Genomic DNA, 21,351 nt, shown 5'->3' on the forward strand with positions numbered 1-21,351 from the left:
CCTCGCACGCAATACCGTGCGCACCGCTCGACTCGTCCGGACAGGGATGCGTACATGACCGAAGCCGAACGCCAAGCCCTGCTCGACGCGTTGCGCGCCGAATACGCGGCGGTGTACGCCTACGGCGTGATAGCGGCCTACGCCGCCGCCGAGCGAGTCCGCTTGATCGCGCAGGACACCGCCGCCCACCGCGCCCGCCGCGATACCACCATCGATGCGTTGAAGTCAGCCGGAGTCGCGGTGCCACCGCCGGACGCCGCCTACACCACGCCGTTTCCGGTGAACGATCCGATTCCGGCGGCGAATTTGGCCGTCACGGTGGAAACCGACACCGCCGTAGCCTGGCGCGCGGTTGTCGAGAACGGCAGCTCCGAATCCATCCGCCGGACGGGTGTCGACGCCCTCACCGAATGCGCGCTGCGCCTGGCCACCTGGCAAGCCATCCTGGGCGCCAACCCACCGACGGTCGCCTTTCCCGGCAAGGTCTGACCGCGCGCCGCGCACGCATTCGTCAGCGAATTCGTGCGCGGCGGATGCGAGTGACTACGGGCGCATTTCGTAGGTGCCGTCGTAGGCGGCGACTTCGGCCCAGACGCGGTCGAAGCGGGGACGGTCGGTGACCGGCGGGCGCAGGGCGGAGGCGGCCCAGGCCTGCTGGTCGGGGGTGGCGGAGGGCTTGCCGTAGAGAGTGGTCGCGTGGCTGTTGAAGTCGCGGATCTGGAAGTCGAAGATCTGCTCGATGATGTCGCGGTCCAGGCCGGTGACGGCGGCCTGCTCCAGGATCAGCTGGCCGTAGACCACCAGGGAGAACAGGTGGCCGATGGTCAGCATGAAATCCAGATCCTTCTGCTGATCGGCATCGGGAGCTGCGGTGGTCAACAGCGTGCGCAGGGCCTGGGCCTGTTCGTAGAAGCGCGCGACATTCGGCAGATCGGCGTGCTTTTCGTATACCGGTGTCCAGTCGGCGAATTGCACCTTGCCCGCGCCACGAGCCGGACCCTGCCGGAAGAAGAACTCGTCGTCGGCCGCATCGACACGAGTGCCGATCTCCGGGTAGTCCTTCGGGTTGAACAGGTAGTTCGGCATGAACTTCAGGATCTGGCCGACATTGACGTGCACCGTGCCCTCGAGCCGGGGCAACGTCCCGATATAGCGGGCGACCTGCGCGAAGTAGGTGTTCTTCTCGAATCCCTTGGCGGCGAGCACATCCAGCAGCAGCGTCATGACGGTCTCGCCCTCGGAAGTCACCTTGGACTTGGTCATCGGGTTGAACAGCAGGTAGCGGCGGTCCTCGAGGCCGGCGCTGCGGAAGTAGTCGACGGCGCGGTCGCTGAACAGCTTCATTGCGACGATGCGCGCGTACGCATCCACGAAATTCGTTCGCACATGCGGGAATTCGGTGACGGCCTGGCCGTAGAGGATGCGGTTGTTGGAGTGCGTGATGGCTTCGTAGAACGAGTGCTCGACCATACCGATGCTGCCGTGGCACAGGTTGAACTTGCCGACATTGACGGTGTTGAGCGCGGCGGAGAAGGCCTCGGGACCGGTGGACAGGATGTCGGCGGCGGTCACGGGGTAGTCGTGCAGCGCGAAGGTGCTCACATACAGCTGACCGTGGATGACGTTGTCGATGAGCTCGTAGTTGTCGTGGCGGCTGTCCGCGGCGAACCACACGTAGCCGTCCGCGCCCTCGATATCGGCGCGGCGGGAGAACACCGACACCATCGAGGCGACATTGCCATTGCCGATGTAGTACTTGACGCCATCGGCGCGGAAAAGGATGCCGGCCTCGGCATCCGCGCTGCCCGGCTCGGTCGGCGTCAGGATCAGGTCGGTGTTGTAGATGTCGGCACCGTGATCGCGCTCGGACAGACCGAATGCCATCACCTGGCCGTCGGCGAGGTCGGCGGCCGCACGCTTCTTGGCGTCCTCGTTATCGCTCTGCCAGATCGGGCCGAGGCCGAGGATGGTGACCTGCTCGGCGTACCAGTACGCGAGACCGTAGAAGCCGAAGATCTCCGACAGCGCCGCATTGCGCGCACCGTCCCATCGCCGGTTCGCGTCACCGTCGGCATAGGCGGCCGGGGTCAGGAAGGTCGCGAACAGGCGCTCCTTCTTGACGAACTCGAGGAAGTCCGACACCCAGACCGCATCCGCGTCATCTGCCAGCAGCTGCCGCTTGCCCCGCGACTCGAACCACTCGATGGTGGCCTTCAGCAGCCGCCGCGTCTCGGCGTCGAACTGCTTCGGGTCATAGCTGGTGGGGTTGAACAACAACGCGTCGATGCTCGTCATGCCGCTAACTTACCAGCGGGTAACAGCAGCCAGGAGCGGGTCCGCGATTACCGCCCGCCCCGAATCTTGCCTACGGAACCGTAGGTCCGAACGAATGCGAGAAGCCCGGCCGACCGGGCTCGGTCGGCCGGGCTTTCCTACCGGTTGCCGGAGGCCGGCCTACCGCCCGCCGCGGACCTGCGCGAGCACCGATTCGACTACCGAATCTGCCGCGACCTCGGTGGATTCGCCGGTGAAGCGGTCGCGGATCTCGACCTTGCCCTCGGCCCAGCCGCGGCCGACGACCACGACCAGCGGAACGCCGATCAGCTCGGAATCCTTGAACTTCACACCGGGCGAGGCTTTGCGGTCGTCCAGGACGACGTCGAGTCCGGCCGTATCCAGCAGCGCCGCAACCTGTTCGCCGCCCTCGCGTGAGGAGTCGTCCTTGTTCGCGATCACCACGTGCACGTCGAACGGCGCGACCTCGCGCGGCCAGCGCAGACCCTTCTCGTCGTGCTGCTGTTCGGCGATCACCGCGACCATGCGGGAGACGCCGACGCCGTAGGAGCCCATGGTGAGCCGCACCGGCTTGCCGTTCTCGCCGAGCACATCGACCTCGAACGCATCGGTGTATTTGTTGCCGAGCTGGAAGATGTGGCCGATCTCGATGCCGCGGGCGGATACCAGGACGCCGCGCCCGTCGGGTGAGGGATCACCGTCGCGCACCTCGGCGGCCTCGATGGTTCCGTCGGGGGTGAAATCGCGGCCCGCGACCAGGCCGACGACGTGCTTGCCCGGCTCGTCGGCGCCGGTGATCCAGCTGGTTCCAGTGCCGATGCGCGGGTCGACGAGGTAGCGAACACCGTTGGCCTGCAATGCCTTCGGGCCGATATAGCCCTTGACCAAGAACGGGTTGGCGGCGAAATCGGCCTCGGTGAGCAGTTCCACCTCGGCGGGTTCGACCGCGGCGCCGAGGCGCTTGGCGTCGACCTCGCGGTCGCCCGGAATGCCGATGCCGAGCAGTTCGGTCTTACCGTCCGGATGGCGCAGCTTGACCATGATGTTCTTCAGAGTGTCAGCCGCGGTGACAGGTCGCGCGGAGACGCCGGCACCGTTCGCCCAATCCACCAGCGTCGCGATGGTCGGGGTGTTCGGAGTGTCGTGTACGACGGCCGCGGGCAGGCCCTCGATGGGTCGCGGTTCGGCAGCGGGCGTGACCACCGCTTCCACATTCGCGGCGTAGCCGGACTCCCGGCACACCACGTAGGTGTCCTCGCCGACCGGGCTGTCCGCCAAGAACTCCTCCGACGCGCTGCCGCCCATCGCACCCGAGGTGGCCGCGACGATGACGTACTCGACCTCGAGCCGGTTGAAGATGCGTTTGTAGGCCTCGCGATGCGCGTTGTAACTGGCCTTCAGTCCGTCCTCGTCGAGATCGAAGGAATAGGAGTCCTTCATGATGAATTCGCGGCCGCGCAGAATGCCCGCGCGAGGCCGCTCCTCGTCGCGGTACTTGGTCTGGATCTGGTACAGCGTGACCGGCAGATCCTTGTACGAGCTGTATTCACCCTTCACGGTGAGCGCGAACAGCTCCTCGTGCGTGGGCCCCAGCAGGTAGTCCGCACCCTTGCGGTCCTGCAGCCGGAACAGGCCGTCGCCGTATTCGGTCCACCGGTTGGTGGTCTCGTACGGCTCACGCGGCAGCAGCGCCGGCAGCGAGATCTCCTGCGCGCCGATGGCGTTCATCTCCTCCCGCACGACCTGCTCGACCCGCCGCAACACCCGCAGGCCCAGCGGCAGCCACGAGTACACGCCCGGGGCGATGCGCCGCACATAGCCGGCGCGGACGAGGAGTTTGTGACTGGGCACCTCGGCGTCGGCGGGATCGTCGCGCAGGGTACGCAGGAACAGGTGGGAGAGGCGGGTGATCACGGAACGACAGGGTAGTCGCTGGCCCGACGATGTCTGCAACGCATTACCCTATCCGCTCGTGCTGGTGCTGCTGCCCCCTTCCGAAACCAAGTCCGATGGCGGAACCGATGTGCCGCTGGAGCTGGAGTCGCTGGCGATGCCGCAGCTCACGGCGGTGCGCGACCGGCTCATCGACGAGGTCGTCAAGCTGGCCGCCGACCCGGACGCTTCGCGTGCGGTACTCGGCCTCGGCAAGGGGGCTGATGCCGAGATCACGCGCAATGCGATGCTGCGCACGTCAGCTACCCGGCCCTCGTTGGAGCGCTACACCGGCGTGCTCTACGACGCCCTCGATGCCCGCTCCTTCACCAAGGTCCAACGCGCCAAGGCCTATGCCCGCCTCGGCATCGGCTCAGCCCTGTTCGGCGCCGTCCGCGCCGATGATCTCATCCCCGCCTACCGGCTCTCCGGCGGTTCCAAACTTCCCGGCCTCCCGACCCTTTCCGCCATCTGGCGCGATGTCCTGCCCGACGCGCTGGTCGCCGAGGCCGCCGGTGAACTCGTCATCGACCTGCGCTCGGGCACCTACCAGCAGCTCGGCCGCATCCCCGACGCCATCACCGCCAATGTCCTGACCGAACACTCCGACGGCTCCCGAACCGTGGTGAGCCACTTCAACAAACACCACAAGGGCCTACTCGCCCGCGCCCTCGTCCTCACCCGTGCCGACCCCACCGATATCCGCGCCGTAGCCCGCATAGCCACCAAATCCGGCCTCCGCGCCGAAATAGCCTCCCCCACCGAACTCCTCATCATCACCAGCTGAGGTACGGCTGGCGAAGGACCAGCGCACCGCTCACATAGGTTGCAACTTATTTGCAGCGCCCACTGGCTCTGTGCGAGCACCTCACTCGCTTACCCACACTCACCGGCGCAAGGGTGACTTCCGCAAGCTCTGGATTGCCCGCATCAACGACATCACCTACAACCGACGTACCGGCACATGACCAGTGCACGTCTCACAGAGGTCGCAACTTTTGCGCGGCGCGCACTGGGTCTGTGCGAGCACTTCGCTCGCGGAAGGCGGTTGGTTGCGGCGGGCTATTCGCGCTCGGTGGGGCGCCAGGTGCCGGCTCGGTGGATGCGGTGAGCGAAGGCAGCGGCTCGGGCCAGTCGGGCCAGCCAGCGGTCCGGGGTGTCCAGGTCAGGCCAGGTCCAGCGGACAACGGCCCAACCCAGGGCGCGCAGGGCGTCCTCACGGAGCTTTTCGGCGATCACGGTGGATTCGGGTGAGCCGTGGCGGGAGTTGTTGCGGTACTTGATCATGCCATCGAATTCGCCGATAACGCCCAGCGTCGGAAACAGGAAATCGACTCGGGCGACGAATCCGCCGTTGATATCCAGGACGGTCGGCTGGAGTTCCGGTGCGGGCAGTCCGGCAGTGCACAAGACAACCCGGCTCCGCGATTCGCCGGGGCGCTCGGCGCGGCCGTCGAGGAAGTCGATGACGCGGCGCGCGGCCGGGCAGCCCGGCCGGCCGTTCGCCCGCAGTAGTTGTTCCGCCAGTTCGGCACTGCTGGTACGCCCGAGGCGCAGTGCCGCATCACCCACCACGACAGCTTGTTCGAACGGCACGGTTCTGGCCAGGTCGACGACCGTGCGCGCCACGGTCGTCACCCGCAGATCGCCGATCTGCACCACCTCGTCCGACTCGATGGACGCGGCGTGCATCATGACTCGCTTACCCGTACGCGCCCCGGTTCTTCGATTGCGCGTCAAATGAACCCGTGCCAACGGAATCGACCACACCGGCAGACCGTGCACGACAGCCGCGGAGATATGACTGACGACGGCAGCTGAACTGGAGCCCGCGGCGACAGCACCGGTCAGCACCAGATGCCTTTGTTCAGTAGTCATTTCGCCGATATCGACCGCGCTCAGGTACTGCCCCCGGCACACCCGCTGCCAAGGTCGCCTGCTCAGCTCGCGTCCGGTGAATCCGGCTTCCAGCGCATTCCGCCGGGAAATAGTTCGAGGTACGTCCACTCCCCGATGTTCTCGACCGACCCCACCCAGCCGAAAGCCCCAATCCACGGATTGTGGATAACTCGCCCCCTGTGCACAACTCCACACCAGACACGCCACGCCTGACCACCGAGCCACCCCCTGCGGCCGACCAGGCTCCAATGACCGCGCCGATCTTCTCGTGCAGCGACACAGCGCGGACAAGTCCGCGCGCAGACGCCACCACGAGTGCCGCCGCCGCACCCTGCAGCAAGCATCCGGCAACGAGCCAGCCCACCGCGGGCGCGAGGCCGTGACCGGCAGGTGTCGCATACCCAGTGAACGCCGCGCAAGAGTTGCAACCTATGCGCGGCGTTCACTGGGTATGCGACACCGCAGGTAGTGTGCTCAGGCCTCGCGGGGCGGCGAGGTCGGCACGGCGCTGTCCTGCGCGCGGTCAGCGCTGTGCGGCGGCCAACGCGGCTCGGATCTTGTCAGCAGCAGCGGGGGCAGCGGGGTGCTCCCAGAACGGAAGATCCGCGGCGTAGGGGTCGCCATAGGCGGGGGTGTTGGGCTGGGAGCGCCAGCTCTCGTGCAACGAGCCGACGTCGACTGTGTCGTAGCCGAGGGTGTCGAGTAGTTCGGCGGCGGCCTTTTTCGCATCGGCGTCATCGCCTGCGATGGGGAGGGCCGAGCGGTCGGGGGCACCGGAGGGGCGGGGGAGGGCGGCCAAGTGGGGATAGAAGATGTTATTGAAGGCCTTGACGACCTTCGAGGTCGGCAGGTGGCGTTGCAGCAGTTCACTGCTGGTGGTGGTGCCGTCCTCGAGTTCGGGGAAGGTGCCGTCGCGGTCCGGGTAGTAGTTGTTGGTGTCGATGACGACCTTGCCCGCCAGCGGCTCCACCGGGACCTGCCGGTAGTTCTTCAACGGCACTGTGACCACGACGATGTCACCGGCCGCGGCCGCCTCCGCGGCGGTGGCGGCACGCGCCCGCGGCCCGAGCTCGGCCACCAGCTCCGCCAGCGTTTCCGGGCCACGTGAATTACTGACCACGACATCGAGTCCGGCCGCGACGGCCAATCGTGCCAATGTGCCGCCGATATTCCCGCTGCCGATCAATCCAAGCGTTGTCATGCCCGGTCCCAACCGAGTGGGAACCACGATTGTTCCCACACACGCGCTGAACCCGAGCGCAGGTTATGCCCTCAGGTTCCCGTGCGTTGGAACAGGAATGGTCAGAGCGCGTACTCGTCGGCGAGCGTCAGTACCTGGTCGAGAATGTCCAGACCTTCCTTGGCCTCAGCCTCGTCGATGATGCACGGCGGAACCACGTGCAGCCGGTTGAAGTTGACGAACAGCAGCAGGCCCGCGGCCTTGGCCGCGGCAACCGTTTCGGTCATGGCCGCGCTGGTCCCGCCGTACGGGGCGAGCGGTTCGCGAGTTCGCTTGTCCCGCACCAGTTCCAGTGCCCAGAACACACCCGCCCCGCGCACATCACCGATGCTGGGGTGGCGTTCGGTGAGTTCGCGCAGGCCGGGTCCGAGGACGCGGGTACCGATATCGGCGGCGTTCTCCACGATGCGCTCGTCCCGCATCGCGTTGATGGTCGCGACCGCGGCGGCCGTCGCCAGCGGATGGCCTGAATAGGTCAGCCCGCCCGGGTACGGACGATCATCGAAGGTTGCCGCGATGGCGGGACCGATCGCGACACCGCCGAGCGGCACATAACCGGAGTTCACCCCTTTGGCGAAGGTCAGCAGGTCGGGGACGACACGCTCGAAATGCTCTATGGCGAACCACTTTCCGGTGCGCCCGAACCCCGACATCACTTCATCGGCGATGAAGACGATCCCGTATTTGTCGCACATCGCCCGGACACCCGTCATATACCCGGGCGGCGGAACCATGATTCCCGCTGTGCCGGGGATGGATTCGAGCACGATGGCGGCAATCGTGTCCGGACCCTCGAAAACGATGGTCTGCTCGAGATGCGCCAAAGCCCGTTCGGCTTCCTCGATTTCGGTGCTCGCATGGAATTGCGAGCGGTACAGGAACGGACCGAAGAAATGGACGACGCCGCTATTGCCGTGGTCGTTGGGCCAGCGCCGGGGATCGCCGGTCAGGTTGATCGCGGTCTCGGTGCCGCCGTGATAGGAGCGGTAGCGCGAAAGCACCTTGTAGCGGCCGGTATGCAGGCGCGCCAGCCGAACCGCGTGTTCGACGGCACCGGCGCCGCCATTGGTGAAGAAGATCTTGTCGAGTTCGCCCGGGGTCCGCTCGGCGATCAGCCGGGCGGCCTCGGAGCGAGCATCGTTGACGTGCTGCGGTGCGACGGTGCACAGCTTTGCGGCCTGCTCCTGCACCGCGGCAACGACTTTCGGATGTTGGTGACCGATATTGGTGTTCACCAGCTGTGAGGAGAAATCGAGCAGACGATTGCCGTCGCCGTCCCATACGTAGCAGCCCTGGGCGGCCGTAATGGCCATCGGCGTGCGGTGCGCCTGCGCCGACCACGAGTGGAATACGTGGCGGCGGTCGAGCTCGTAGGCGCGAGCGGCGGCCTGCCGGGCGAGTTCGGGTGCCGATCCATTCGGGAGGGTCATCGAATTCTCCTGCGTAGCTACTTGTTCTGGGGGAATCCGAGTTCGAGACCGCCGTGGCTCGGATCGAGCCAACGCGTCGTGACGGCCTTACCGCGGGTGAAGAAATGCACGCCCTCGATGCCGTGCGCATGCGAATCGCCGAATAGCGAATTCTTCCAGCCGCCGAAGCTGTAGTAGGCCATCGGAACCGGGATCGGCACATTGATGCCGACCATGCCGACCTCCACCTCGTTGTGGAAGCGCCGGGCCGCGCCACCGTCATTGGTGAAGATGGCGGTCCCGTTGCCATAGGGATTGTCGTTGACCAGTTCCAGCGCCTCGTCGTAGCCGTCGACGCGCACGACCGACAGGACCGGACCGAAGATTTCGTCGGTATAGACGCTCATCTCGGTGCCCACATGATCGAGAATCGTTGGGCCGAGCCAGAATCCATCCGCATCGCCATCGGCCTGGACGCCGCGACCGTCGAGAACGACACTGGCACCGGCGGATTCGCCCGCATCGATATACGCGGCGACGCGATCACGGTGCTCGCGGGTCACCAGCGGACCCATATCGGTATCGCGGGTGCCGTCACCGGTCTTGATGGTCTTCGCGCGCTCGGCGATCTTGGCGACCAGTTCGTCGCCGACCGCACCGACCGCCAGCACCACACTGATCGCCATGCAGCGCTCCCCCGCGGACCCGAATCCGGCATTCACCGCGGCATCGGCAGCCAGATCCAGATCGGCATCGGGCAGCACCACCATGTGGTTCTTGGCGCCGCCCAGCGCCTGCACGCGCTTACCGCCGGCGGTGCCACGCTGGTAGACGTACTTCGCGATGGGCGTGGAGCCGACGAACGAGACGGCCTTGATATGCGGATTGTCGAGCAGTTCGTCGACCGCGACCTTATCGCCCTGCAGCACATTGAAAACCCCTGCGGGCAAACCGGCTTCGTGCCACAGCTCGGCCAGCCACAGCGATGATGACGGATCCTTCTCGCTCGGCTTGAGCACTACGGTATTCCCGGCGGCGATCGCGATCGGGAAGAACCACATCGGCACCATCGCCGGAAAGTTGAACGGTGATATCACCGCGACCGGGCCGAGCGGCTGGCGGATCGAGAAGATATCCACCTTCGTCGAGGCGTTCTCGGTGAAGCCGCCCTTGATCAGATGCGGTACACCGCAGGCGAATTCGACCACCTCTAGGCCGCGGTTCACTTCGCCGAGCGCGTCGGAGTGCACCTTGCCGTGTTCGGCGGTGATCAGCTTGGCGAGTTCTTCCTTGCGCTCGTTGAGCAGTTCGCGGAACCGGAACAGGATCTGTGTGCGCCGCGCCAGCGAGGTGTCGCGCCATTCCGGGAACGCTGCCTTTGCCGATGCGATCACCGCCCTCGCATCCTCGACACCGGCCAGTGCGACCTGCCCGGTCACTACCCCCGTCGCCGGATTCGTCACCGGCGCGGTCGCCGAGCTCGTGCCCGCGAAGGGTTTGCCGTCGAGCCAGTGCGCGATTGTCTGCATATCTCCTCGATTCGATCCTGAGCGCCGGATGGTGTCGTGGTGACGACTCTGCACCATCGATGCCCGATTTCTGCCCGACGTTCTGTATGCGATTTCGGATTTCCTATTACGATTTGTCGGATGCTGCTCTCTGTCGCCGATGTGCTGGCCATGCCGATTGTGCGCGCGGGCGAGCCGGAGGTCGTCGGTGCGGCGGCGCTGGATCGGCCGGTGCGGTGGGTGCACGTGAGCGACCTGCCGGATGTCGCCGAATTGCTGGTCGGCGGGGAGCTGATGCTGACTACGGGCTTGGCATTGACCGGCAGCGACGAGTCGACGGTCGCGTATCTGAATTCGCTGGCCGCGGCAGGGGTGGCCGGGTTGGTCATCGAGCTCGGCGACGCCGTGCCGCGGTTATCGCCGATCGTCGCCGAAACCGCCGACGCACTCGAACTCCCGGTCATCGCGCTGCATCGTGTCACCCGCTTCGTGGAAATCACCGAGGCCGTGCACCGCGTGATCGTGGCCGACCAGTACGCCGAACTCGAATTCGCGCGCACCGTGCACGAGACCTTCACCGAGCTCAGCGTGCGCCGCGCCGCGCTGGCCGAAATCGTCGAGACGGCCGCCGACATGCTCGATTCCTCGGTCGTACTGGAAGATCTGGCGCACCGCGTACTGGCGCTGACCGCCCGGCATACCAGCACCTCGACGATTCTGGAGAACTGGGAGACCACCTCGCGACTGCTGCCCGAGGGCTGGGATGTGGTGCAGGTCGGCCCGCATACTCAACGCTGGGGTCGGCTGATCCTGCGTTCGAGTGGGCTGGCCACACCGCGCGCCCGCATGGTGCTCGAGCGGGCCGCACAGACGCTGACACTGCATCGGATGATCGATAAGGATCGCTTCGGCCTGCATCGCCAAGCGCAGACCGGACTCATCGACGATATGGTCAACGGCCGCGTCCTCGACGAACGCGATGCACAGGCCAGGGCGGCCGCGTTGGGCCTGTTGACCCGACGCACGCGCTACGTTCCGCTCGCGATAGACGTTGCCGCCCTTGCCGAATCCGATCAGGTCGCAAGGCAGCGCCGCAGCGCGGGCGTGCTGGATGCGGTCACCCACGGTCTCGGACTGTCGAAGGCCTCCGCATTGACCGCGGCCGAGCACGGCGACCGCGTCGGCATGGTGCTCGCGATCCCGCGCAGCGCCGATCTCGATGACACGCTCCACACCGTGTGCTCGGCGATCATCGCTGAGGTGCGGCGGGTGGAGGGGGTGCGGCGGGTGGTCATAGGGGTTGGCGCGGAAGCGGATTCGCTGCTGGACACCGCGCGCGAATTGGCGCATGCGGCGCATGTCGCCGAGGTCGCGTTGTCGTTGGACTCGGCGTCCGATCGGCCGCGCTCCCGGGACGCTACGTGGTCACGCTCCGCTGCCGCCTCCGCGTCCGTCGCTCGCGCGGGGGTGCCGCGAGCGTTCTACCGCAGCGGCGATATCCGGCTGCGCGGACTGCTCTCGCTGATCCGCAATGAACCCGGCGTGCAGAGCTTCGCCGAAACGGAGCTGAGTGCGTTGCTGCGCTACGACATTCGGCATGCGGCCGACCTGACCCGCACATTGCGACAGTTCCTCGACGTCGCGGGAAATAAGACCGAACTCGCCAAGCGGCTCAATATCAGCAGACCGACCCTCTACGACCGGCTCGCCCGCATCGAGCGCATTCTCGATGTCGACCTCGAGGACGGTGAATCCCGGACCTCACTGCATACCGCACTGCTCATTCGCGATCTGACCGCCGACTCGAACTCCAGGACCGACAGGTGATTTCGACCGGAGCGGGAATGTTCTCGAGTCGGCAATCGTTTCATCGACGCATGACAGCTGTGCTCTCCGAGGAATTGAAGAAGTACCTGGACGAGTCGAAGGTCTTCGCGACCGCGGCGACGATCGGACCGAACGGACAACCCCATTTGACCGTCATCTGGCTCGAGCGCGATGGCGACGATCTGCTGTTCTCCACGACGGTGGATCGGCAGCAGGGCAAGAATCTCGCCCGTGATCCGCGGATCACGGTGATGATCAATCCGCCGGATAATCCGTACGTGTACGCGGAGATTCGCGGCACGGTCACGATCACCCCCGATCCCGACAAGACGCTGCCTGACAAGCTGTCACACCACTACACCGGGCTGCCGTACGCCGAATTCAACCCCGCCTCCGTCAATGACGGACCCCGCGTAATCGTGCGGGTCACCCCGCGCAAGGTCGCGGGCCGCCTGTGAACTCACGGCCGGGCGGGGATCAGCCCTGCCCAGCCTCTTCCCGCGCATGCTGCGCCTGACCGACCTCGGCCGCCGTGTAGCGCAGTGTCAGTGCCACCAGTCCCACCAGCAGTGCACCGATGGCGGTGACGAAAAGCACCAGCGTGTAACCACTTCCGAGCGCATCCAACTCCGCGAGTGTCATACCGGCGGGCTTACCCGTTCGCCCGCCGACCGACAGCGTGCGGGATGCGGCGACCGGCGCGAGCAGACCGATCGCGACGGGTGTACCGAGGTTCATGAACATCTGGCCGACCGCGGAGAGCGGGCCGATATTCTTCGGCGCGACACCGACCAATACGCACAGCGGGACGATCACCACGGCCACACCGATGCCGAATCCGATCATGATGAACAGCCCCACCAGGGTCGGCCAGTACGGCACGCCCCGCTCGAGCGTCGAGCCGAACAGCAGTCCGACGACGAGAATCGCCGCGGCACCGCTCAACAGCCAGCGCGGCGCGACCGTCATCGCCAGCTGCGAAGCCGTGGCGGTACCCATACCAGCGCCGATGGTGAACGGGATGAACGCGACCCCGGCGGCCAGCGGGCTGTAGCCGACGACATTCTGCACGAACAATCCCGCGAAATAGGTTGTCGCGGCCAGCACTCCGCTGGCCAGGAAGATAGCGCCGAAGGTGGCGACCCGATCGCGGTTATCGAATAGCGACCAGGGCAGCAGCGGGTTGTCCACCCACCGTTCGGCGAGCACGAAGACGATCAACAACACCAGACCGGCGACAATCGAACCGATGATGACCGGACTGTCCCAGCCGAACTCGGGCGCTTCGGTCGCGCCGAATACCAGGGACGCACACGCGAGGGTGCCGAGTACGGCCCCGCGCACGTCCAGGGGTAGTCGCTGGTGGGTAGTGTCGCGCAGTCGCAGCGCCGCGCCCACGAGGATCAACGCACCGATCGGCACATTGATCAGGAAGATCCAGCGCCAGCTCACCTCGGTGAGCGCGCCGCCGATCACCAGTCCGCCGACCGAGCCGACCGCCATCATGGAGCCGAAGATCGCGATCGCCTGATTGCGCACCCGGCCGGGCGCGAAAGTGGTCGCCACCAGGGCAAGTGCGGTCGGAGCGGCGAGCGCGGCACCGGTGCCCTGGATCGCGCGGGCCGCGATCAGCATGCCGTCGTTCTGCGCGAGTCCGCACAGCAGCGAGGCCAGTGTGAACAGTGCGACGCCGACGATGAACATGCGTTTGCGGCCGAATGAGTCGCCGATCCGGCCGCCGAGCAACATCAGACCCGCGAACGGCAGACCGTAGGCGGTGACCATCCAGGCGCTACCGGAACTGGATAGACCCAGTTCGTCCTGTAGTCGGGGCAGGGCGAGAATCACCACCGTGCCGTCGAGCACGACCATCAATTGCAGCCCGCTCAGCACCAGGATCGCCAGGCCGAAGGCCCGCCGCGTCACCGGGTACGGCGTCGTAGCGGGATTGTCTGGCACAGTCAGCCACTGTAGTCAGAGCGACGGATGACAGGTAGCGGCCCGGTCCGCGGCACCACCGGCATTGAGCCGGTCCGCTGCGATTCCTCTTGCGCGTGCTGTGCCTCGGCCAGTTGTCTCGGCGTATAACGCAATGTCAGCGCGACGAAGCCGGCCAGCACCGCGACCAGCGAACAGACCGCGAGCACCAGTGTGTATCCGCTGCCGAGCGCGAAGATCTCGGCCTCGGTCATATCCGCCGCCTTACCGGTGCGCCCGCCCATCGCCATGGTGCGCGATGCCGCGATGGGAGTGAGCAGACCGATGAATACCGGCGTCGCCAGGTTCATGAACATCTGCCCCACCGCGGACAGCGGGCCGATATCGGACGCGGGCACCCCGACGAGCACGCACAGCGGTGCGAGCACCATCGCCACGCCGACACCGAAGCCGATCACGATCAACAGCGGGAGCAGGGTGGTCAGGTAATTCACGCCGCCGTCGAGCTGCGAGCCGACCAGCAGTCCGGCGGCGAGCACGAAGGCCGCGCCGCACACCAACCAGCGCGGTGCGACGAACAGCGCCGCCTTGGAGGCCACCGCGCCGCCGATGCCGATGCCGATGGTGAACGGGATCGATGCGATACCCGCGACCAGCGGTCCGTAGCCGAGCACATTCTGCAGGAACTGCGCGACGAAGAAGGTCATCGCCCCGAGTACGCCGCCGGCCAGGAAGATCAGCATGAAGGTGGTGACCCGATCGCGGCTGTCGAACAGCGACCACGGCAGCAGCGGATCATCGACGGTGCGCTCGACGACCACGAATACGATCAGCAGCACCGCACCCGCCACCAGCGCGCCGATAACGGCCGGACTCCCCCAACCCAACTCGGGTCCCTCGGTCGCGCCGAACACGATCGACGCGCAGGCCACGGTGCCGAGCACCGCGCCGCGGATATCGAGTGACGACCGGTGATGTTCGGTATCCGCCAACTGGGACAGCGCACCGAGAATGATCAATACGCCGATGGGCACATTGATCAGGAAGATCCACCGCCAGGACAGCTGGGTCAGCGCACCGCCGACCACCAGACCGCCGACCGAGCCGATACCGACCATCGAGCCGACGATCGCGATCGCCTGATTGCGCGCCTTTCCCGGCGCGAAAGTGGTCGCCACCAGTGCGAATGCCGTCGGCGCCGCAATCGCCGCGCCCGCGCCCTGCACGGCTCGGGCCGCGATCAACATGGCCTGGCTCTGCGCCAACCCGCACAGCAGCGAGGCGATCGTGAACATCCCGACGCCCAGGATCAGCATGCGTTTGCGACCGAACGCATCACCGAGTCGCCCGCCGAGCAGCATCAGCCCCGCGAAGGTCAGACCGTAGGAGGTCACCGTCCACGCGCCGCCCGCGCTGGACATGCCCATCTCTTCCTGCAGTCGGGGCAGCGCGAAGATCACCACGGTGCCGTCGAGCACAACCATCAGCTGCAGCCCGCTCAGCACGAGAATGGCGAGCCCGAAGGCCCGCTGCGTCACCGGGTACTGCATCTTCGCAGGGGGATTATCGAGCACGGTGAGCCACTGTAATTGATCCGGAACCCAGGTCTCCGCTCCCGCGGGTGCGATTCATCCAGTCATAGCGAAAGTCACTGGGCGGTTGTGACACCTTCCAGTTGCGGGAGCCCAGCGGTTGTGCAGCATCACCCGGCAGAGGACTCGGCTCGCGGTGCGGCGGATTCGACGGAGAAGCCCGCTGTGGGGCCGATCACAACGATCGCGGGCGGGCGGATGGCTTCGTCGCGAACGCGGGCGGCGACAGTGCCGAGGTCCGCGCGCAGGACGCGTTGGGTGCGGAGGGTGCCCTCCTGGATCACTGTGGCCGGGGTGTCGGCGGGCCGGCCGCCCTCGATGAGAGCCGTGGCGAATTGTTCGATGCGCTCGACCGCCATCATGAGCACGATGGTGCCGCGCAGTCGGGCCAGGGCGGGCCAGTCGACGAGGGAATCCGGATGGTCGGGTGCGACGTGGCCGCTGACCACCACGAATTCATGGGTGACGCCACGATGGGTCACCGGAATGCCCGCGGCGGCGGGGACGGAGATGGGGCTGGTGATGCCGGGGACCACGGTCACCGGAATGCCTGCCTCGACGCAGGCTTCGAGTTCCTCGTAGCCGCGCCCGAACACATACGGGTCACCGCCCTTGAGCCGCACCACGAACTTGCCCGCCTTGGCGCCCTCGATCAGCGCGGAATTGATCGCCTCCTGCGCCATCGCCCGCCCGTACGGAATCTTGGCCGCGTCGATCACCTCGACGTCCGGGCCGAGTTCGGCGAGCAGCTCCGGCGGTGCGAGCCGGTCGGCGACAACGAGATTCGCGCGGGCCAGCAGGCGGCGGCCGCGCACCGTGATCAGATCCGGATCGCCGGGACCGCCGCCGACCAGCGCGACACCCGGGGTGATCGGCGTCGAATCGTCGGTCACCACACCTGATTGCAGCGCCTCGAGCAATGCGTTGCGCACCGCGGCGGACCGCCGGTGCTGGCCACCGGCGAGCACGCCGAGCGTGAGGCCGTCGTGCCGAGCCGTCGCCGGAGTTACCGCGGTGCCCAGCCGCGCCACGTCGGCGCGCACACAGAAGATCCGTCGCCGCGTGGCCTCCGCGACGACCGCCGCATTGGTTTCGGGTTCGTCGGTGCATGCGATCGCATACCAGGCACCGTCGAGATCGCCGTCGGCGTAGGCCCGCAATGTCAGCGTGAGTTGCCCCGACGTAGCCATTCCCTCCACTGCCGGGGTGACTTCACGACTGATGGCGTGCACGTCCGCCCCGGAGGCGATCAATAGGCCGAGCCTGCGCTGCGCCACCGTCCCGCCACCGACCACGACGACGCGCCGCCCGTTGAGATCGAGCCCGACCAGGTAGTTCGGATCATTCGCGGGACGGTCGGCCGGGTTGTTTTCCGGCTGGTCATCGGTAGGTACTGACGTGTTCGGCACAGTGTTCGAGCCTACGTCCTGCGTGCGCGTGCCCGGCAATCACCCGCCGCGAGGGCGCAATAACGGGCGCCATGCCGGTCGTGGATCGAACGGACGGCCTCCCTATACTTCTGCGCATGAATCGCTGGGGTCGGGCGGCGGTATCGGCAGCGTTGATCGGGTGGCTCGCGTCGGGCGGTGTCGCACAGGCGGATCCGGGGCTCTATGCACCCTCCGCGGGGACCGAGGCGACCTATTTCCAGGCGGGACCGCAGGCGGTCACGGAGGAGATCGGTTTCGGCTGCTGTGATTCGACCGGGGCGAAGTACGACCTCTGGTACCCGACTGATCTGGGCGCTGCACCACATCCGATCGTGGTGTGGGGCGACGGTACCGATGCCGTGCCGAGCCGATACGCCTATCTGCTGCGGCATTTGGCGTCGTGGGGTTTCGTGGTGGTAGCCACGGAGAACCAGCAGACCGGGTCCGGAGACGAGATTCTGTCTTCGCTGACCTATCTGCTCGATCGGGCGCAGGATCCGTCGAGCATCTTCTTCGGCAAGCTCGATACGACGGCGGTCGGCGCTTTGGGTCATTCACAAGGCGCGACAGGCGTTCTCAACGCGATGATCAAATCGGGCGGGGCGATCAAGACCGCGATTCCATTCGAATTGCCCGCGCAGCACTGGTGTTCGACCGAGCCGACCTGCACCGACACGCGCAGGATCAAAGCGGGTTCGGTGTTCTTCGTAAACGGCTCCGCGGATGTGCTCGCCGCGCCGTCGGACCAGCTGCTGCCGTGGCAGTCGGCCGGCCTGCAGTCGGTTCGCGCGTATTACGAAGCGACGACCGTGCCGAAGGTGTGGGGCACGCTGAACGGGCCGAACCACAACGACATTCAGGGCCGACCCGGCTGCGCACAAGCCTCCTTCCCGTGCACTGCCGGAGTGTACGGCTACCTCGGCTATCCGACGGCCTGGTTGCTCGCCGAACTCCGCGGCGATACCACCGCCCGCAGCGCATTCGCCACGGGCACCGGCGCATTTCTTTCCCCGTCGCCGAACTGGAGCAACCAGACCAGCAGGTTGGAGCCATGACACAGGCAGAGCAACTGTTGGAGGTGGCTTACCAGGAGGCACTGCGCGGCCGGGCCGAAGGCGGGATTCCGATCGGCGCGGCCCTGTTCGCGGCGGATGGCACTCTGCTCGGACGCGGGCACAACCGGCGGGTGCAGTCCGGCGATCCCAGCATGCACGCCGAAACCGATGCGTTCCGCAACGCGGGCCGCCGCCGCGACTACGGCTCGACCATCATGGTGACCACCCTGTCACCGTGCTGGTATTGCAGCGGGCTGGTGCGCCAGTTCGGGATCGGCGCGGTGATCATCGGGGAAGCACAGACCTTCCACGGCGGGCATGACTGGCTGGCCGAGCACGGCGTCGCGGTGACCGTGCTCGAGGACCAGCGCTGCATCGACCTGATGACCGAATTCATCGCCGACCAACCGCTGCTCTGGCACGAGGACATCGGGGTAGCTGGGGATTGATGTCGGACAAACGATTTCAGCGGAAGTACGGATAGTCCTGCACCCAGTTGAACCCACGGCCGCGCAGCGGGAAGCTGTTCAGATCGACCTGCTGCAAGGTCATGGTCACCGGCCGACCGTTCAACTGCCCGTTGAGCATCAGACGGTCGGACGCGGGCTGTTCGAAGGTGAAGTCGGCGATCTGGGTGGGTTGTACGTCCGGCTGCTCCGGCGGCGCGGACACCGAGATCTTGTGGGCGGCGGTATCGACAGCGGGGACGGCGGGCACCAGGGCGCCGTCCATCTTCTGGTAGGTCATCGCCTGCACATCGAAAACAACTCGCTGCCAACGTGTCTCGTCGGTGGTCAGCGGCGGTAACGACACACCGTCCTGGGTGAATTCCGAGACCGCCCAGATTCCGTACAGCGGCGGCTTCGGGCTGCCACCGCCGCCTTCGTTCCAGTACTTCAGGCCGGTGTGCACGAAACCCGCTGCCATCCACAGGCCCATGGCGACCTGCAGCGCGATCGCAATCCGGCGAGTTCGGTTGCCGCGGAACGGATCCGGCTGCGTGGTGGGTTCGGACGACCGGTTCAGCACCAGCACATTCGCCAGCCGCCGCGCCTGCGGTGCGAGCAGCACCAAGCTCAGCAGCATGAGGTGGAAGGCCAGGATCTTGACCGGGACGTCGAAGGTCATATTGAGCACGAACACCTGCGCCAAGCTCACCAGGCTCAGCATTGCGCCGAGCGTTGCCGTCCTCGGCAGGAAGAGCAGCAGTCCGCCCAGCACTTCGGCACAGCCGAGCAGGATCTCGTAGGTGGGTGAACTCCCGACCTGATTCCACAACACCGAGGCCGGGCTGAACTCGCCGTAGGGTTGCAGCAGTTTCGCCAGCGTCGGCTCGGGCATCTGCGTCGGAATCGCCTTGGCGAACCCGTAGAGCAGCATCTGACCGCCCAGGCACATACGGATGAAGAGCAGGAACCAGGCCTGTAGCTGCCGATAGTTCGGCCTGTGCCGGTCCAGCGCGGTCCAGACGAAGGTCGCCACCGCGGCGGCGATCAGCACACAGAAGACGAATGTCCAGATGAAGTATTGATCGCCGCTGCCCGAATCCTCGCGCAGCACGACATCGGTATCGAAGAACAGTCGTCCGGCCGGCTCGATGACCGGGCGCAAAGCGCGAAATTCCCAGAGCACCGCGCTGTCCGACAGCGATCCGGCGAGCAGCCCGGCGAAGGCGAACGGAATCTGGGTGAACAGCAGGCAGAACAGTCCGAAATAGCCGAAGGAGAACCGAAACGCGATCCTGGTCAGCGGATTCCACCGCACGGGCTGCTCGGGCGGTATGACGCTTTCTGCCCGATCGAGAACCTCTGCACCGACCGCACTCACACCGATCCCTCCCTTTCACAACTCCACGTCAGCCGACGGTATCGGCGACGGAGCCCCGACCACTTCCAGGAAAACCCCGACTTCCACCCCCATCCATCGGCGTACGCGACTCCGCCGGAAGTATGACCTCCACCTGGCGCAGTGGATTGTCAATACCGAATATCACCCAGTGAGGGTCGCTCGATTTCTTCGAATTTCTGCGGTAAGCACCGACTAGAACGCGTTACAGTTTCCGCAGGCACATGCGTCAGGAGGACAAAGAATGGCCGACGATCCCGATCCCACCGCGCGACGGCAGTTGACCGTCAGCGCGCGGGACCTCGACACCCTCGCCGAGGACCTGTCCCGGTGGCTGGACGGCAAGGTCCTCGCGGATCACCCGCCCAAGATTTCGGCGCTGTCGCGGCCGCAGGGCGCGGGGATGTCGAGTCCGACGGTGCTGTTCGACGCCGAATGGAGTGTGGACGGGCGTGCGGACGGCGGTTCGTTCGTGGCCAGGATGACACCGGAGGCCGACTCGTTCCCGGTCTTCGAAAACTACGACCTGGAGCTGCAATACCAGATCATGGCCGGGGTCGCGGCTGCCTCGGCGGTGCCGGTCCCCGAGCTGTGCTGGCTGGAGACCGACGAGAAGCCGCTCGGCACAAAGTTTTTCGTGATGCGGCGCGTCGATGGGCGGGTGCCATCGGACAACCCGCCGTATGTGTTCATCGGCTGGCTCTTCGATGCCAGTCCCGAGGAACGGGCGGAATTGACCGCGAAGACCGTCGAGGTCATTGCGAAGGTGCACGAAATCCCCGATCCGGCCACGCGATTCCCGATGCTGGACGGTCCTGGTCAGGCGCTGCGCCGACATGTCGAATGGCACCGCAACTGGTACCGCTGGGCATTGGCCGATGACGGCTACCCGATTCCGCTGATCGAGCGAACCTTCGACTGGCTCGACGCGCACTGGCCGGCCGATCCCGGTCCGGACGTACTGAGCTGGGGCGATTCGCGACCGGGCAACATTCTGTACGACGGCTTCACCCCGGTCGGTGTACTCGATTGGGAGATGGCCGGACTCGGCCCGCGCGAACTGGATATCGCCTGGGTCATCTTCATCCACCGCTTCTTCCAGGACCTTGCCACCCGCTTCGATCAGCCAGGACTGCCGGACTTCCTGCGGCGCGCGGATGTCGTCGCGAAATACGAGGAGACCACCGGATATACGGTTCGGGATCTCGACTTCTACATCGTGTACGCCGCGCTGCGGCACGCGATCGTGATGGCAAGGGTCAAGCGCCGGATGATCCACTTCGGCGAGGACACCGACACCCCCGATCGCGACGACTACGTGATGCACCGAGCAAGCCTGGAGGCGCTGCTCGACGGAACCTACGAATGGGATTAGAGGAAA

The 21,351-nt window shown here is 66.1% G+C and carries 17 protein-coding genes and 1 pseudogene; 8 read left to right on the forward strand and 10 right to left on the reverse strand.

All coding sequences use genetic code 11. The annotated features are described in order from the left end of the window. Nucleotides 1–54 precede the first annotated feature (54 nt). Complete coding sequence (locus ACIBW7_RS13885) at nucleotides 55–489, forward strand: ferritin-like domain-containing protein (protein WP_397046611.1); 435 nt, start codon at nucleotides 55–57, stop codon at nucleotides 487–489. Between the two features lie 54 nt (nucleotides 490–543). Here the strand turns inward: ACIBW7_RS13885 and ACIBW7_RS13890 are convergent, their stop codons facing one another. Next, complete coding sequence (locus ACIBW7_RS13890; protein WP_397046612.1) at nucleotides 544–2,295, reverse strand: acyl-CoA dehydrogenase family protein; 1,752 nt, start codon at nucleotides 2,293–2,295, stop codon at nucleotides 544–546. A gap of 159 nt (nucleotides 2,296–2,454) precedes the next feature. Next, nucleotides 2,455–4,209: a proline--tRNA ligase gene (locus tag ACIBW7_RS13895; protein WP_397046613.1), complete on the reverse strand. Its 1,755-nt coding sequence runs from the start codon at nucleotides 4,207–4,209 to the stop codon at nucleotides 2,455–2,457. Between the two features lie 58 nt (nucleotides 4,210–4,267). Between ACIBW7_RS13895 and yaaA the strand changes: the two genes are divergently transcribed. After that, nucleotides 4,268–5,014, forward strand: coding sequence for a peroxide stress protein YaaA (gene yaaA, locus ACIBW7_RS13900; protein WP_397047062.1), 747 nt, complete (start codon nucleotides 4,268–4,270; stop codon nucleotides 5,012–5,014). 82 nt (nucleotides 5,015–5,096) lie between these two features. After that, a pseudogene (locus tag ACIBW7_RS13905) lies at nucleotides 5,097–5,180 on the forward strand (50S ribosomal protein L20); the annotation flags it as partial. A 109-nt stretch (nucleotides 5,181–5,289) separates the two neighbouring features. Here the strand turns inward: ACIBW7_RS13905 and ACIBW7_RS13910 are convergent. From ACIBW7_RS13910 to ACIBW7_RS13925, 4 genes are all read right to left on the reverse strand, one after another. Then, on the reverse strand, nucleotides 5,290–6,234 hold the full coding sequence (locus tag ACIBW7_RS13910; protein ID WP_397046614.1) for a hypothetical protein: 945 nt from the start codon (nucleotides 6,232–6,234) through the stop codon (nucleotides 5,290–5,292). 415 nt (nucleotides 6,235–6,649) lie between these two features. Further along, complete coding sequence (locus tag ACIBW7_RS13915) at nucleotides 6,650–7,327, reverse strand: NADPH-dependent F420 reductase (protein WP_397046615.1); 678 nt, start codon at nucleotides 7,325–7,327, stop codon at nucleotides 6,650–6,652. Nucleotides 7,328–7,428: 101 nt separating this feature from the next. Further along, a complete protein-coding gene (locus tag ACIBW7_RS13920; RefSeq protein ID WP_397046616.1) occupies nucleotides 7,429–8,796 on the reverse strand; it encodes an aspartate aminotransferase family protein in 1,368 nt (455 codons plus the stop codon). A 17-nt stretch (nucleotides 8,797–8,813) separates the two neighbouring features. Beyond that, on the reverse strand, nucleotides 8,814–10,304 hold the full coding sequence (locus ACIBW7_RS13925) for a CoA-acylating methylmalonate-semialdehyde dehydrogenase (RefSeq protein WP_397046617.1): 1,491 nt from the start codon (nucleotides 10,302–10,304) through the stop codon (nucleotides 8,814–8,816). Nucleotides 10,305–10,424: 120 nt separating this feature from the next. Between ACIBW7_RS13925 and ACIBW7_RS13930 the strand changes: the two genes are divergently transcribed. Next, nucleotides 10,425–12,110 (forward strand): PucR family transcriptional regulator, encoded by a 1,686-nt coding sequence (locus tag ACIBW7_RS13930; RefSeq protein WP_397046618.1) that lies wholly within the window; start codon nucleotides 10,425–10,427, stop codon nucleotides 12,108–12,110. Between the two features lie 50 nt (nucleotides 12,111–12,160). After that, nucleotides 12,161–12,568 (forward strand): PPOX class F420-dependent oxidoreductase, encoded by a 408-nt coding sequence (locus ACIBW7_RS13935; protein WP_397046619.1) that lies wholly within the window; start codon nucleotides 12,161–12,163, stop codon nucleotides 12,566–12,568. 19 nt (nucleotides 12,569–12,587) lie between these two features. Here the strand turns inward: ACIBW7_RS13935 and ACIBW7_RS13940 are convergent, their stop codons facing one another. From ACIBW7_RS13940 to cobA, 3 genes are all read right to left on the reverse strand, one after another. Beyond that, on the reverse strand, nucleotides 12,588–14,069 hold the full coding sequence (locus ACIBW7_RS13940) for an MFS transporter (RefSeq protein ID WP_397046620.1): 1,482 nt from the start codon (nucleotides 14,067–14,069) through the stop codon (nucleotides 12,588–12,590). Nucleotides 14,070–14,071: 2 nt separating this feature from the next. Continuing rightward, nucleotides 14,072–15,598 (reverse strand): MFS transporter, encoded by a 1,527-nt coding sequence (locus ACIBW7_RS13945; RefSeq protein WP_397047063.1) that lies wholly within the window; start codon nucleotides 15,596–15,598, stop codon nucleotides 14,072–14,074. A gap of 152 nt (nucleotides 15,599–15,750) precedes the next feature. After that, nucleotides 15,751–16,971 carry a uroporphyrinogen-III C-methyltransferase gene (gene cobA / locus ACIBW7_RS13950; RefSeq protein ID WP_397047064.1) on the reverse strand — a complete coding sequence of 407 codons (1,221 nt, stop codon included), beginning with the start codon at nucleotides 16,969–16,971 and terminating at the stop codon, nucleotides 15,751–15,753. 194 nt (nucleotides 16,972–17,165) lie between these two features. On the opposite strand from cobA, the gene ACIBW7_RS13955 reads away from it, so the two are divergent. Next, entirely contained in the window at nucleotides 17,166–18,125 is a 960-nt protein-coding gene (locus tag ACIBW7_RS13955; RefSeq protein ID WP_397046621.1) for a hypothetical protein, read from the forward strand. Beyond that, a complete protein-coding gene (locus ACIBW7_RS13960; RefSeq protein ID WP_397046622.1) occupies nucleotides 18,122–18,574 on the forward strand; it encodes a nucleoside deaminase in 453 nt (150 codons plus the stop codon). The genes ACIBW7_RS13955 and ACIBW7_RS13960 overlap by 4 nt, the downstream gene beginning before the upstream one ends. A 16-nt stretch (nucleotides 18,575–18,590) precedes the next feature. On the opposite strand, the gene ACIBW7_RS13965 is transcribed toward ACIBW7_RS13960, so the two are convergent. Further along, nucleotides 18,591–19,907 carry a DoxX family protein gene (locus ACIBW7_RS13965; protein ID WP_397047065.1) on the reverse strand — a complete coding sequence of 439 codons (1,317 nt, stop codon included), beginning with the start codon at nucleotides 19,905–19,907 and terminating at the stop codon, nucleotides 18,591–18,593. 307 nt (nucleotides 19,908–20,214) lie between these two features. Here ACIBW7_RS13965 and ACIBW7_RS13970 point away from each other — a divergent pair, with 307 nt between their 5' ends. Continuing rightward, a complete protein-coding gene (locus tag ACIBW7_RS13970; RefSeq protein ID WP_397046623.1) occupies nucleotides 20,215–21,345 on the forward strand; it encodes a phosphotransferase family protein in 1,131 nt (376 codons plus the stop codon). Nucleotides 21,346–21,351: the final 6 nt, after the last annotated feature.

The organism is Nocardia sp. NPDC049526 (assembly GCF_044465765.1).
In the GTDB taxonomy this organism is placed as follows: domain Bacteria; phylum Actinomycetota; class Actinomycetes; order Mycobacteriales; family Mycobacteriaceae; genus Nocardia.

Excerpts from the sequence above, each read along its gene's own strand:
- ACIBW7_RS13885 (WP_397046611.1), top strand. The coding sequence starts at position 55 with ATGACCGAAGCCGAACGCCAAGCCCTGCTCGACGCGTTGCGCGCCGAA.
- ACIBW7_RS13890 (WP_397046612.1), bottom strand. The coding sequence starts at position 2,295 with ATGACGAGCATCGACGCGTTGTTGTTCAACCCCACCAGCTATGACCCG.
- ACIBW7_RS13915 (WP_397046615.1), bottom strand. The coding sequence starts at position 7,327 with ATGACAACGCTTGGATTGATCGGCAGCGGGAATATCGGCGGCACATTG.
- ACIBW7_RS13920 (WP_397046616.1), bottom strand. The coding sequence starts at position 8,796 with ATGACCCTCCCGAATGGATCGGCACCCGAACTCGCCCGGCAGGCCGCC.
- ACIBW7_RS13925 (WP_397046617.1), bottom strand. The coding sequence starts at position 10,304 with ATGCAGACAATCGCGCACTGGCTCGACGGCAAACCCTTCGCGGGCACG.
- ACIBW7_RS13930 (WP_397046618.1), top strand. The coding sequence starts at position 10,425 with ATGCTGCTCTCTGTCGCCGATGTGCTGGCCATGCCGATTGTGCGCGCG.
- ACIBW7_RS13935 (WP_397046619.1), top strand. The coding sequence starts at position 12,161 with ATGACAGCTGTGCTCTCCGAGGAATTGAAGAAGTACCTGGACGAGTCG.
- ACIBW7_RS13945 (WP_397047063.1), bottom strand. The coding sequence starts at position 15,598 with ATGCAGTACCCGGTGACGCAGCGGGCCTTCGGGCTCGCCATTCTCGTG.
- ACIBW7_RS13955 (WP_397046621.1), top strand. The coding sequence starts at position 17,166 with ATGAATCGCTGGGGTCGGGCGGCGGTATCGGCAGCGTTGATCGGGTGG.
- ACIBW7_RS13960 (WP_397046622.1), top strand. The coding sequence starts at position 18,122 with ATGACACAGGCAGAGCAACTGTTGGAGGTGGCTTACCAGGAGGCACTG.
- ACIBW7_RS13970 (WP_397046623.1), top strand. The coding sequence starts at position 20,215 with ATGGCCGACGATCCCGATCCCACCGCGCGACGGCAGTTGACCGTCAGC.